This is a genomic window from Virgibacillus carmonensis, assembly GCF_057836705.1.
Window position 1 is genome coordinate 32,557 of record NZ_JBYQFJ010000002.1, and the last position, 13,959, is coordinate 46,515.

General features: G+C 36.9%; 13 protein-coding genes and 1 other RNA gene. 8 read left to right on the forward strand and 6 right to left on the reverse strand.

Translation table 11 applies throughout. The annotated features are described in order from the left end of the window. The first annotated feature begins 134 nt into the window (after positions 1–134). The 7 genes from AC3G7N_RS01465 (at position 135) to AC3G7N_RS01495 (ending at position 6,332) form a co-directional block, all read left to right on the forward strand. Positions 135–1,181 carry a glycosyltransferase family 4 protein gene (locus tag AC3G7N_RS01465; protein WP_489420363.1) on the forward strand — a complete coding sequence of 349 codons (1,047 nt, stop codon included), beginning with the start codon at positions 135–137 and terminating at the stop codon, positions 1,179–1,181. Then, positions 1,157–2,209, forward strand: coding sequence for a selenide, water dikinase SelD (selD, locus tag AC3G7N_RS01470; protein WP_489420364.1), 1,053 nt, complete (start codon positions 1,157–1,159; stop codon positions 2,207–2,209). The genes AC3G7N_RS01465 and selD overlap by 25 nt, the downstream gene beginning before the upstream one ends. Positions 2,210–2,290: 81 nt before the next feature. Further along, positions 2,291–3,199: an NAD-dependent epimerase/dehydratase family protein gene (locus AC3G7N_RS01475; RefSeq protein WP_489420365.1), complete on the forward strand. Its 909-nt coding sequence runs from the start codon at positions 2,291–2,293 to the stop codon at positions 3,197–3,199. Between the two features lie 42 nt (positions 3,200–3,241). Then, on the forward strand, positions 3,242–4,141 hold the full coding sequence (gene phnD / locus AC3G7N_RS01480) for a phosphate/phosphite/phosphonate ABC transporter substrate-binding protein (protein WP_489420366.1): 900 nt from the start codon (positions 3,242–3,244) through the stop codon (positions 4,139–4,141). 11 nt (positions 4,142–4,152) lie between these two features. Next, positions 4,153–4,908 carry a phosphonate ABC transporter, permease protein PhnE gene (gene phnE, locus AC3G7N_RS01485; protein WP_489420367.1) on the forward strand — a complete coding sequence of 252 codons (756 nt, stop codon included), beginning with the start codon at positions 4,153–4,155 and terminating at the stop codon, positions 4,906–4,908. A gap of 12 nt (positions 4,909–4,920) precedes the next feature. After that, positions 4,921–5,661, forward strand: a complete 741-nt coding sequence (gene phnC / locus AC3G7N_RS01490) for a phosphonate ABC transporter ATP-binding protein (RefSeq protein WP_489420368.1) — start codon at positions 4,921–4,923, stop codon at positions 5,659–5,661. 74 nt (positions 5,662–5,735) lie between these two features. Then, positions 5,736–6,332, forward strand: a complete 597-nt coding sequence (locus AC3G7N_RS01495) for a polysaccharide deacetylase family protein (RefSeq protein ID WP_489420369.1) — start codon at positions 5,736–5,738, stop codon at positions 6,330–6,332. 159 nt (positions 6,333–6,491) lie between these two features. Here AC3G7N_RS01495 and AC3G7N_RS01500 read toward each other — a convergent pair whose 3' ends face one another. Then, on the reverse strand, positions 6,492–6,698 hold the full coding sequence (locus tag AC3G7N_RS01500) for a thioredoxin family protein (RefSeq protein ID WP_489420370.1): 207 nt from the start codon (positions 6,696–6,698) through the stop codon (positions 6,492–6,494). A 180-nt stretch (positions 6,699–6,878) separates the two neighbouring features. Beyond that, complete coding sequence (locus tag AC3G7N_RS01505) at positions 6,879–7,658, reverse strand: redoxin domain-containing protein (RefSeq protein WP_489420371.1); 780 nt, start codon at positions 7,656–7,658, stop codon at positions 6,879–6,881. A gap of 264 nt (positions 7,659–7,922) precedes the next feature. Here AC3G7N_RS01505 and AC3G7N_RS01510 point away from each other — a divergent pair, with 264 nt between their 5' ends. Further along, a complete protein-coding gene (locus tag AC3G7N_RS01510) occupies positions 7,923–9,509 on the forward strand; it encodes a peptide chain release factor 3 (RefSeq protein ID WP_489420372.1) in 1,587 nt (528 codons plus the stop codon). Between the two features lie 153 nt (positions 9,510–9,662). On the opposite strand, the gene ssrA is transcribed toward AC3G7N_RS01510, so the two are convergent. The 4 genes from ssrA to rnr form a co-directional block, all read right to left on the reverse strand. Beyond that, positions 9,663–10,022, reverse strand: a transfer-messenger RNA (tmRNA) gene (gene ssrA, locus AC3G7N_RS01515). 110 nt (positions 10,023–10,132) lie between these two features. Continuing rightward, entirely contained in the window at positions 10,133–10,594 is a 462-nt protein-coding gene (smpB, locus tag AC3G7N_RS01520) for an SsrA-binding protein SmpB (protein WP_489420373.1), read from the reverse strand. Between the two features lie 83 nt (positions 10,595–10,677). Beyond that, entirely contained in the window at positions 10,678–11,487 is an 810-nt protein-coding gene (gene zupT / locus AC3G7N_RS01525) for a zinc transporter ZupT (protein WP_489420374.1), read from the reverse strand. A gap of 238 nt (positions 11,488–11,725) precedes the next feature. Then, on the reverse strand, positions 11,726–13,951 hold the full coding sequence (gene rnr, locus AC3G7N_RS01530) for a ribonuclease R (RefSeq protein WP_489420375.1): 2,226 nt from the start codon (positions 13,949–13,951) through the stop codon (positions 11,726–11,728). Between the last annotated feature and the right edge of the window lie 8 nt (positions 13,952–13,959).

Consider the following 13,959-nt stretch of genomic DNA (forward strand, 5'->3'; position numbering starts at 1 on the left):
CACTCTTAAAGAAATGATTGTTTCATTGGATCCCGTTGTTTCTTTTATGTTTCTTTTATATTTTCATAATAAAAGTAAGGAAAAACCTCTACATTTCCCCCTATACTACTACTAATTTTAAAGGATGAGAAGTAATGAAGGTTTTATTAGCAACGCCTAATTTTCACCAACCTCGCGGTAATACCGTGACAGTACAGCGAATAACTGAAGGACTTGAGAAATTAGGAGTTGAAACGGAAATTATCTCTATGACTGATGATTGTTCAATTACCTCACTGCCATCAGCAGATATTGTACATGGCTTTCATGCCTATCGCTTTTATAAATTCTACGAGCAACTAGATAGAAAATTCGATAAATTCGTTATAACGTTAACTGGAACCGATTTAAACCATGACTTATTTAATGAAAACAAACGAGCAGAGGTTTTTAATTGTTTGAGGGCTGCTTCGGCAATTCATGTATTTGATAAGGAAGCTAAATGTACCTTAATAAATAAATTTCCTGATCTAGAACCGAAAATCTTTATAGTTCATCAAGGAACAAGAAATTTTTCAGGAAAAATGCTGAACCATTCTAAAGAAAAAGATACTTTTTTATTTGTACTGCCAGCTGGTATAAGAAAAGTTAAGAACGTTCCAAATGCAATTAATCTATTAAGTAAGGTCCATAACAAATTTCCGGGCGTACGCCTATGGCTTGTAGGTCCCATTATAGAAGATGAAGAAGGAAAAGTTGTTACGGACCTTGTTGCAAAGAATAAAGATTGGGTTACATACATCGGTCAGGTAGACCATTCTCACATGGGCACGATTTATGAACAAGCTGATACAATTTTAAACACTTCCCACTCCGAAGGGCAATCCTCTTCTATACTGGAGGGAATGGGATATGGATTACCTGTACTAGTGGCTGGTAACCAGGGCAACCGCAATATTGTTTCAAATGGTGAAACAGGACTGGTATACAATACTCCAAACCAATTCCTTGATTATGCTGAGCAAATCATGAATAATATCGAATTAAGAAATCAAATTGGACAGTCCGCTAAACAATACATTGCTCAAAATCATTCTAGCATCTATGAGGCTAAACATTTGTTAAAAGTTTATAAAGATGTATTGTACGAATCTGGTTCTAGCGAGGAGAGATATCTATGTCAAAAAAAGAAGAAATCATAAAATTAACTTCTTTATCAACAAAAGGTGGTTGAGGATGCAAAATTGGTCCAGAAGACCTGGCGCAGGTTCTGCGTCATATACCAAAATCCGTACCTGATCCCAACTTGCTCGTCGGTTTAGATACATCCGATGACGCTGGTGTATATAAAATTAATGATGATACTGCTTTAGTCCAGACGCTTGATTTTTTCACGCCAATAGTGGATGACCCTTATATGTTCGGTCAGATTGGTGCTGCGAATTCCTTAAGCGACGTTTATGCAATGGGTGGAAAACCAATCACAGCAATGAATATTGTTGGATTTCCAATTAACACCTTAGACAAAAGTATTCTAGCTGATATTCTAGCTGGCGCTGCTGATAAAATAAACGAATCAGGAGCTACGTTAGTAGGCGGCCATTCGATTGATGATGAAGAGCCAAAGTTTGGTTTATCTGTGACTGGAACGGTTCATCCAGATCATATTAAAGCAAATGTAGGTGCTAAACCAGGTGACCGCCTAATCCTTACAAAACCAATCGGCGTTGGCATTTTAACAACAGCCATTAAGAGAGACTTACTTTCAAAAGCTGATTTGGACAATGTAATGACTGTTATGGCAACACTAAATAAATACGCTGCCGAAACGATGGAAAGTTATACCGTAAATGCCTGTACCGATGTTACCGGATTTGGTTTACTTGGTCACACACTTGAAATAGCAGAAGGAAGTGATGTTGGCATCACAATTACTAGTAAAGACGTTCCTGTTTTGCCAGGAACAAGAGAGCTAGCTGAACAAGATGTTATTCCAGGTGGGTCTAAAAAGAATCATAAATGGATTGCGGATAGAATCGATTACGACAATAAAATTAGTGAACTTGAGCAACTCATTCTTTGTGACGCTGTTACGTCTGGTGGACTGCTTATATCAGTGCCTGAATCAGAAGCACATTCCTTACAAGAGGCATTGTTAACGAACAATGTTGAATCTGCAATCGTTGGAGAGGTAACAAGTGAGAAATCTGGGCGAATTACAGTAATCTAACAGGGGCTCAGTTAAAGTCCTTGTTTACAGTTTATTGGTTTTAATTAATTAGAAGTAAGGTCTAAGAGGGGACTAGGAACAATGAAGGTTCTTGTTACAGGTGGCAAAGGTTTTATAGGTAGACATGTGGTTGCCGAATTGTTGGCTAACAAATTCGAAGTTGCCATCATCGACTATCAGTGTAATAGCACAGAGTTTAGTCATATTCCAAGTATTAGCTGTCATTCGGTTAATATTAATAACGATATCGATAAAGTTTTCGAGGCGGAACATCCCGAAGTTGTTATCCATCTTGCGGCTCAAGTTGATGTTAATAATTCAGTGGAAGATCCTAAACTGGATGCAAGCGCTAATATTTTAGGTACGATTAATATTCTTGAAAGTTGTAAAAAATATAATGTAAAGAAAATTATTTATGCCTCCTCAGCAGCTGTATACGGGGAACCTTCCTATTTGGGAATTGATGAATTACATCCTTTGGAACCTGTTTCCTTTTACGGGATTTCCAAACTTTCTGCTGAGAGATACGTAAAGTCTTTTTGCCAGTTATATCAAATGAATTATACAATATTAAGATACTCCAATGTATATGGTCAAGATCTGGATTCTAACCAGAACGTTAAAAACGATGTGATTTCTATTTTTCGTAATCGTTTGGAGGCTGACAAAGCTCCGATTATTTATGGTGATGGGCAGCAAACGAGGGATTATATTTACGTTAAAGATGTTGCAGCTGCAAATGTAGCCGCTATTAAACAGGGTAATAATGAAATAATTAACATTAGCACCAATAAGCAAACAAAATTAAACGAACTTGTAGTGTTATTAAATATCTTGTTAAATAAATCGATTGAGCCCCGGTATGTGAATAATCGGCTCGGTGAAATTTCAAACAGTTATTTGGATAATACGAAAGCATTAAATCAGCTCGAATGGAAAATTAATTATCCTTTGAAAACAGGGCTACATTATACACTTTTTAATCAGTAACGGAATTAAAGAACTATACAAATATATATCGAGGTGAGCATATTGAGAAAGTGGCTTTTTTTAATTTTTACTGTTAGCATTTTCTTCTTATTAGCAGCGTGTGGAAATTCAGAAAAGGATTCAGCTGCAACTGATAAGGGCGAGAACAAACCTTTTACCATTGGAGTAATTCCCGTACAGACTGAAGGTGCAATGGAAAATGCGATGACGAAATTACAATCAATCTTAACCGAGGAACTTGATCGGGATGTCTCTGTTGAGGTTTATCCGGATTATAACGGTGTCGTTGAAGCAATGAACTACGACAAAATTGATATGGCTTACTTTGGCCCGTTAACCTATGTCGTTGCTCATGAAAAAAGTGGAGCTAAAGCTATTATTACTCAATTAATTGATGGAGAGCCATTTTACCACTCCTATATTATTACAAGTAAAGACAATCCGTGGAATACGTTAGATGAATTAATAGCTAATCCAGAAAAAGTCAATTTTGCATTTGGTGACCCAAGTTCTACCTCTGGTTCATTAATTCCAGGGATCGAACTTCAAGACCGCGGTGTTTATAAATCTGAAAATGAATACAAATTTAATTCTGTTAGATTCACAGGCTCACATGACGCAACTGCATTAGCTGTTCAAAATAAGCAAGTGGATGCTGGTGCAATTGACAGTGCTATTTATAATCAACTTGTCGAGGCAGGAAAAATTGATGGAGAAAAAATTAAAGTAATTTGGGAGTCAGATAAATTATTTCAATATCCTTGGGCCGTTCACAAAAATACCGACCAGGACACGATTGAAAAGCTGCAAAAAACTTTCCTAGCCATTGAGGATAAAGAGATTCTAGATGCATTTGGTGCAACTGGTTTTACGAAAGCGACAAACGAAGATTACGAAAGCATCAGAAAAGCAGCAATTAAACAAGGAATTATTGAGGAATAGGGCTGATTGCAGTGTGGTTCAAACCCCGAAGTATTTTAACAGCTATTCTGTTAGCGTTTTTTATATTCATCAGTATGAGGCTAACAGAGTTTGATATATCAAAGTTTAAAGACTTCCGTAATATGATAGATTTTCTATCACAGTGGTTTCCGATGGAGTTCTCCAACCTTCCAAGCATATTACAGGACAGTTTATTAACCGTTGCAATGGCGTTTTTAGGAAGCTTTTTTGGTTTACTTATAGCACTTCCTATTAGCTTTATGGCAGCGTGGAATACAGCACCATCAAAATCGATTTATCACTTCACCAGATTGGGATTGAGCTTTGTACGTTCTATTCCAGAAATAGTCTTTGGTTTAATATTACTAACTACGCTTGGACTTGGCCCTTTTCCAGCGGTTTTGGCTATCATGTTTCATAATGTCGGTGTTCTAGGAAAATTAATAGCCGAACTGATTGAAGCTTCAGATCCAGGCCCACAGGAAGCGATGAAGGCAGTAGGAGAAAAAAGCTGGTCGGCAAATTTATTTAGTATTCTTCCACAAATTTGGCCAAATGTGTTGTCCAACTATTTCTATAGATTTGAAGTCGCGATTCGAACCTCCCTTATACTAGGGTTTATCGGTGGCGGAGGAATTGGACAACGATTATTTGTTGATTTTAAAACGTTTCAATATTCTTCTGTTTCCTTAGATGTATTAATTATTATGGTTATCGTCATTGCTGTTGATCTATTTGGTAGTTATGTACGAAAAAAGGTCATTTAAGGGGGTAGTTACTTGTTAGAATTAAAAAACTTAACGATTCGATATCCAGGTAACGCAGAAAATTCACTCTCGGATATTAATTTGGCCTTTGCTCAAGGTGAGTTTGTTTGTATATTAGGCAAAAGTGGTGCAGGAAAATCGACGTTAGTACGATGTATTAATGGTTTACAAAAACCAACATCTGGGGAAATAATTTGGGATGTCTACACCTTGTCTAGCATGAACGAAGAGCAATTAAGAGGAGTTCGCAGAGAGATGGGGATGATTTTTCAGCACTTTAATTTAATCCCTCGATTATCTGTTTTACAGAACGTCTTAACAGGCATGTTTGGTTATCGAAGTACGTTTAAAAATCTAATTGGATGGTTTACAGCAGAAGAAATAGAACGAGCAAAACAAGTGATTTCAGATGTAGGACTATCTGACCTTATCGATCGACGGGTTGAACGTTTAAGTGGCGGGCAGAAACAGAGGGTAGGAATAGCACGATCCCTATTACAGCAACCTAAACTACTGTTAGGTGATGAGCCTGTTTCTAGTCTCGACCCAGGAACGTCCAGTCATATTTTCAATCTACTGCAACAGATGCATAACCGTCATAAACTATTGACAATTATTAATGTTCATGATGTCGAACTTGCGAAACGCTATTCAACTCGGCTTCTGGCTCTTAAAAATGGAGAAGTTATTTTTGATGGTAAACCTGAAGACTTTGATGAAAAGGAATATCAAAATGTATATATTTCCAGTTGATAGCAAGTAAACTAAACAATAAGAGGTGGAATTTAGTGATGAAAAGTCCTTGAGTGGTAGATAATTCAAGGGTCGTGTACGACTCTACAGATTCTAATATCGTCACAAAAGCGCAAAGGAAAAGTCATAAATCCATCGTACTTACATTCGACGATGGCCCAAGTAGGGTACTTCCCTCCATTTTAGACGTGTTAAAAAAGGAAAGTGTTCCAGCCATGTTTTTTTGGCAATCACGGCTGTTGCATCCAGAAAGACCTTGGAAAAGAGTATTAGATGAAGGCCATGCGATTGGTACGCATTCGACTAAACATCTTAATTTGGTTAAACAAACTTACGAAAAACAGTATCAGGATTTAGAAAATAGCGTCAGAAAGTTTGAAGCAATTACAGGGAATAAGGTAACGTACTTCCGTCCTCCATTTGGTCAGTATAACGATGACACGATAAAGGCTGCTAAAGAACTAAGCTTAAACCCTATTTTATGGAGAGTCGCTTCGATGGATTGGGAATTAAAAAGGAATCCTGAACAAATTCTTTTAAACGTAGTAGAAAACCTGGAAGATGGTGCGATTATCTTATTACATGAGCTTACACAAACAGTAGAAATATTACCTTCTTTAATAAAAGCTATTAAAGAAAAAGGTTATGAATTTACCTTGCTTAAAGATTAATTGTTAGAAAAACTCGCCATTCATCTCGTCCTTAATAATGAGTGGCGAATTTTTTTATACGGCGTTTCCTTAAAACCCATATACTTTACTTATGTGCAAAAAAAACACTAAACGTATTATCGGTTCAATCCGAGTACGTTTAGTGTTTTTTTATTTATATTAAGACTGAGCAAATTCTTTCACTCTTTCTTCAGGTACAAAACCAACTGATCGTTCTGCTTCTTTTCCATTCTTTATCAAAACCATAGTTGGGATGCTTTGAACTCCAAATTCACTAGCCAAATCAGATGATTCATCTACATCAACATAATAAAAATCAGCGCTATCTAGCTGTTCTGAGACGCTTGAGACCACCGGCCTCAACATACGACAGCCTGGTCACCAATCTGCCCCAAATTCAAGTACAATCGGCTTGCTTGCAGTGTCTTTTAATTCTTCATACTTTTCTAGTGTAATGGTTTTAGCCATTGTTAATCCTCCTTTACTTTCATTATTATTATTCCACTGTGTTCGCTTATTATTTATTTCTTACAAGAGTAGTTTGGATTACTTATCGTTTTTTTCAGAAGAGGTACCCGGTATGACACAGCCCTCTGGTCCACAAATCAATTCACCTTTTAATTCCGCTTCTTCCGTTTTTTCTTTCTCAAGCTGCTCTTGTTGCCATTCAGTGTCAATTGTTGGTGAAAATTTTTCAGGGTATCGAATGTACCAACGTTGTTTACGAATTAAAAAGTTATCGGTATCAAGAAGTAATGCTTCATCAAGCTCTTTTAATGCCTCTTCTTTTTTACCACTTTTGGCATATTCCATTCCTAGTTTAAACTTTGTTTGAGCAAGCATGCTTTCTACATCACTTGTATCATTTGTTGGAGCGTAATACTGATCATCGAGCTCCACTTTTTCAACTTCACCAAACAGTAACTTCCTAACAGATTCAACATGTTCTTCTGTTGTGACTTGAAAGCCTTGTTTAATAAGGCGGATGGTTCCTTCTTCATCGATGAAAATACCATTCGGTACAATTTTAAACCCGAATAAATTAGCAAGCTTATTTTCAGTATCAACAACAGTTGTAAAAGCCATATCTTGTGCATACGGTTTAGCTACCTCTGCACCTTGAATATCAACAGATACGGATAATAATTCAAAATTATTATCTTTATATTTTTCATAAAATTCCTGCCATCCAGGCAGTTGCTCTCTACACCGTCACCATGAAGCCCACATGAAAATTAACGTGTTTTTTCCACGGTAATCACTGAGGGATACTTTTTCTCCATCTAAATCAGAAAGTTCGATATCCTTAATTTTTTCTAATAACATTTTATCCCACCTTTCACAGTTAGTATACTCCTTGAGATATTCTTAACACAAATAATCAACTCACAGAAGCAAGTAAATCATGACCATAAGTTTCTATGGTTGATAATAGTCATGGTTTATTGACTTCAATCCTCTATTCATGCTATCTTTTAGGGTATTATTAACCGAAAAAATGCGAGGAGAATTATTACAATGTAAATCAAAAATCCCCGATTGTATTGATAACGATGACACAAGAAATAATATAGAATGGAAGGGATTTTTATGAGTATTCAAGATGAAGTTAAGAAACGAAAAACGTTTGCTATTATATCGCACCCTGATGCAGGAAAAACAACTTTAACAGAACGGTTGCTACTGTTCGGAAACTTAATTCAATCAGCCGGAACGGTCAAGGGTAAAAAGTCTGGTAAATTTGCTACGTCAGACTGGATGGAAATAGAAAAACAACGCGGCATTTCGGTAACCTCCAGTGTGATGAATTTTCCATATGATGGATATCAAGTAAATATTTTAGATACTCCTGGTCACGAGGATTTTAGTGAGGATACGTATCGCACATTGACCGCCGTTGATAGTGTGGTTATGATCATCGATGCAACCAAGGGCATAGAAGCACAAACAATAAAGTTATTTAAAGTATGTCGCATGCGCGGCATTCCAATTTTTACTTTTATTAATAAATTGGACCGTGAAGGTAGAGAACCCCTTGAATTATTGGAAGAAATCGAACAGGTTTTAGATATTGAGACTTATCCAATGAACTGGCCAGCTGGTATGGGGAAACGATTTCTTGGTACTTTTGACCGACATGAAAAACAATTTGTTCAATACAATGGCAACGAAGAAGAAGCATATATTCCATATAACGATTTAGGTGATCCTGAATATAAGGAATTAATAGCCCAGGAAGCATTTCAAGTAGCTAAAGACGAACTTTCTTTATTGGATGAAGCTGGAGATAAGTTTTCTTTAAACACCGTTATGTCTGGTAAACAAACTCCTGTATTTTTCGGTAGTGCCTTAGCACCGTTTGGATTGCAAACTTTTTTTGATACATTCATTTCAATGGCACCAACACCAACACCAAGAAAATCAACTGATGGAGCCATACAACCCGATAACCCAGACTTTTCTGGATTTATTTTTAAAATTCAGGCCAACATGAACCCCGCTCATCGCGATAGGGTTGCATTTTTACGTGTATGCTCTGGTAAATTTGAGCGTGGAATGAGTGTCAGACTGGCAAGAAACAATAAGCTGATTAAGCTTTCCCAATCGCAGCAGTTTGTTGCATCTTCTAGAGATACAATAGAGGAAGCGTATGCAGGTGATATCATCGGTATTTATGATCCAAACGCCTATCAAATCGGGGACACATTAATTGAAGGTAAGGATCATTTTGAATACGAAGAGTTACCAAAATTCCCACCAGAAATATTTAAAAAGGTAACGGCAAAAAACGTTATGAAATCCAAACAATACAGAAAAGGCATTGAACAGCTTGTGCAGGAGGGTGCAATCCAATTATATTATCGACATCGTACCGACTCCTTCATATTGGGAGCTGTAGGCGAGTTACAATATGAAGTTTTTAAATATCGAATGAAAAATGAATACAATGTTGAAGTCTTGTTGGAATCAATAGGAGAAAAAGTACCCCGTTGGTTACAGGCAGACCAAGTAGATGAATCACTCTTTGATGAGCAGAACTTACTTGTCCGAGATCGAGAAGGAAATCACATTGTTTTGTTTAGAAATGAATTTGCACTCCGGTGGTTTAAAGATAAAAATCCTAAGGTTGAATTGATTGATTTACTTGAAGTAAATAAGTATGATCAGGAATATTAATTTTATAAAAAACCACAGTTTCGCGTGATTGCGAAACTGTGGTTTTTAAAATATAATTTTATTCATACAATAAGATAACTAGCATTGGTTAAATAGGAAATTGCTAACGCATTACCTTATTATTTTTCACAAAAAAACCACCAACATATGTATTGGTGGAGACGGTGGGAATCGAACCCACGTCCAAGGACATCGCCACTCAGGCTTCTACGCGTGTAGTTGGTATATTAATAATTCGCTAGCATATCGGCCTACCAACAGGCTTCCATGTAGCTAGTCTGATTAGTTTCAACCACTATCCGCAGACGGTGGATAATAGTGTAGCCCGCTTCATTTGAGACCCTTCAATCTGCATCACGGGCGAATGCAGTAAGGATCGCTTTAGAACTACTTACGCAGCTGCTAAAGCAGGTTGATTATTTTTGCCAATTATAGGCGTGTAACGTTTTACGAGCCGTAACCTCGACGCGCAACCTGAGCTCAATCTATCCCTGTCGAATCCTAAACGTCCCCATTAAGAGAAACGCTCGGAAAAAATTGAGCATCTATTTAATTATTAGCTTTATTGTTACAAGATCCATTATAGCATATTCAGCATAAATTGCAACTACATATAGGTATTTTTACTCACGGTCCTTTATTGCACGGTCGATGTCACGCTTCATTTGCTTCTGCTTCAAGTCTTCCCGCTTATCATACTTTTTCTTTCCTCGACCTATACCAATCAGAACTTTGGCATAGCCGTTTTTAATATAAATCTTTAATGGTACTAACGCATAACCCTGTTGCTGTGTTACCCCAAATAATTTATCAATTTCTTTTCGATGCATCAGTAATTTACGTGTCCGGGTTGGGTCATGATTAAATCTGTTTCCCTGTTCATAGGTTGAAATATGCAAGTTTATTAGCTTTAATTCACCTTTATCAATTCTTGCGTGTGAATCTTTAATATTTACGCGGCCAGCACGAATGGATTTTATTTCCGTTCCTTGTAATACCATTCCTGCTTCATATGTCTCTTCAATAAAATAATCATGTGATGCTTTTTTATTTTGGGCAAGTGTTTTTCCGAATCCTTTTGGCATAATGTTTCCTCCTACTGTTACGTGCCCCTTATTTTATCAAAGATTCTACTTTATTCCAATCATAATTAGCCACGTAGCAACATTTAAATGAACAGCAACAAACTAATGGCCATTAATGCCATACCTCCAACCAATCCATAAATCGATGTGTGTGCTTCATCATATTTTTTGGCAGCCGGCAGTAATTCATCAAGTGATATGAATACCATGATTCCCGCGACACTCGCAAATATTACACCAAATAACACATCATTTAAAAAAGGCATGAGAATCAAAAAGGCTAGAACAGCTCCCACTGGTTCAGATAACCCGGACAAAAACGATAGCTTGAATGCTTTTTTCTTATCATTTGTCGCGTAATAGATTGGCACGGATACTGCAATTCCTTCTGGTATATTGTGAATCGCAATCGCTACGGCAATTGCAAAACCAATTTCTGGATTTTGTAACGTTGCCGTAAACGTTGCAATACCTTCAGGAAAATTATGAATTCCAATCGCAAGCGCTGTGAACGTGCCCATTTTTAATAAATCTGGGTTATTAATTGTTTTGCTGGTATTTTTCATGTCTTCTACTTTCTTCAGTTCATGGGGATTAGATTGCTTTGGTACAAAACGATCGATTATCGCAATTAAAAAAATTCCACCAAAAAATGAAAGAACCGTTATCCAACTGCCTTCCACTTTTCCTAGCTCACCGATTAAAGCATCTTGAGCTTTCACAAAGATTTCAATCATTGACACATAAATCATAACCCCTGCTGAAAATCCTAGTGAAAATGATAAAAATTTTGTATTGGTTGTTTTTGTAAAAAAAGCTAATATGCTTCCAATTCCCGTTGCTAATCCAGCAAATAAAGTAAACAGAAACGCAAGAATTACTTCTTCAGACATAATTATCCTCCTTTGTTGTATATGCTTATTAGTTTTTCCTTAGGTAAACATTTTTATATGTAGTTATACATTATGCTATAAGCTAACAAAATGCAATCATTTTTCTAATATTTTTTCGTACAATAAAAAGACTAATCCGATGCTCACAGTTGAGCCGAATTAGTCTTAAGTTTAGAGGGTTTGTGTACGAACTGTTTTTCATCACAATTCAGCAAATTTTCTTTGGTAATAATCTTAATTATTTATTGGACTTACTTTTCTTCTTTTTCTTATTTGTATTATTTACCCCATCTTTATTTGTTGTCTTCTTAGGGGTTTCGCGCTTCTTACTGGAACCACTCACCATTTCAAAATCTACTACTCGTTCTTCAATATTTACTGCGATAACGCGGACTTCCACCGTGTCACCAATTCTGTAAATATTACCCGTACGTTCACCAATCATTGCATAATTTCGCTGATCATAATGGTAATAGTCATCGGTTAGTTGGCTAACATGCACAAGGCCCTCTACCGTATTTTCTAGTTCAACAAAAAGTCCAAAGTTAGTAACGGAGCTAATGACACCTGTGAAAACTTCCCCAACTTTATCTTCCATAAATTCTGCTTTTTTCAAATCATCTGTTTCACGTTCCGCATCGACTGCTGTTCGTTCTTTTCCTGATGTGTGACGGGCAATTTCTGGCATTTTTTCTTTCCACTTTTGGATTGTCTTATTGCCCATGTTTTTCTCAATTAAATAGGTACGAATTAATCGATGAACGATTAAATCTGGATATCTTCTAATTGGTGAAGTGAAATGGGTATAGAAATCTGTTGCTAAACCAAAATGCCCAATGCTGTTAGGATCATATTTTGCCTGCTGCATGGAACGTAACATCAGCTTTGAAATAATCATTTCTTCTGGCTTATCTTTTACTTCTTCAATAATTTTCTGCAATGCTTGTGGGTGGATTTCATTTGCTGTTCCTTTGACCTTATAGCCAAGTCCTCCGATAAATTCAAAGAAATGCTGCAACTTTGATTCATCTGGATCTGCGTGAATTCGGTGGATAAACGGAACATCCATCCAATGGAAATGCTCGGCAACTGTTTCATTTGCCGCAAGCATGAATTCTTCTATTAAACGTTCGGCAACCCCACGTTCACGGATAACAACATCAACGGCTTTACCTGCATCGTCTACTAGGACTTTTGCCTCTTTGAAATCAAAATCAATCGCACCACGTTTTGCCCGTTTATGACGTAGAATGGAAGCCAATTTCTCCATTGCTTCAAACATTGGAACAAGCGCATCATACCGCGAACGAACCTGTTCATCCTTGTCGACTAAAATCTTATTTACATCACTATATGTCATGCGTTCATTTGTTTGAATGACACTTTGAAAAATGGAATGATTGACCACTTCACCAAATTTGTTTATTTCCATTTCACAACCCAGGGTTAAACGATCAACTTGTGGATTCAACGAACAAATTCCGTTAGACAGGCGATGAGGTATCATCGGAATAACACGGTCAACTAAGTAAACGCTTGTCCCACGTTCAAAGGCTTCTTTATCCATTGGGGTGTCTTCACCCATATAATAGCTAACGTCAGCAATATATACACCCAATTTATAGTTACCATTATCAAGCATCTTCACAGACACCGCATCATCGAGATCCTTTGCGTCTGCACCATCAATCGTTACCGTTACTTCATCACGTATGTCTTTACGATTTTTAATTTCATCTTCATTTATTGTTTCTGGTGTATTTTCTGCTTGCTCCAATACCTCATCAGGAAAATCAATGGTGATACCATGCTTGTAAATAATCGAAATTATATCAATTCCTGGATCACTTTTATGGCCTAGAATCTGAACAATTTCGCCTTCAGCACTTTTTCTTCCTTCAGGGTATTTCGTTATAGTAGCAATTACTTTGTGTCCACTAACCGCCCCTTTTGTCATGCTTTTAGGAACAAATATATCGTTTGGAATCCGCTTATCATCGGCAATCACAAAGCCAAATGATCGATTATCCTCAAACGTACCTACTACCTGATGCACAGCACGTTCCAGAATACGAATTACCGTACCTTCTGGACGATTACCTGCATCATCCTTTTTCTCTAATCGTACTAAAACGGTATCATTGTTCATCGCCGAAGCTAGATCGGAGTGATGTATATAGACATCCTTTTGTTCTTCATTTTCCGGAATTAAAAAGGCAAATCCTTTCGCATGCATTTGAATCCTACCCTTAATTAGGTTCATTTTTTCAGGTAATCCAAATCTATTTTTCCTCGTGCGAACAAGCTCGCCACTTTCTTCCAGTTCATTTAGTGATTTAATTAGAATTTTAAATTCCTCTGAGTCATTGATATCTAGAGCTTCTTTAAGCTCATCAACTGCCAATGGCTTCGTATTATTCTCTTTAAAGTAATTTTGTAATGACTCTTTAAATTCATCTTTCATTTGTTCAC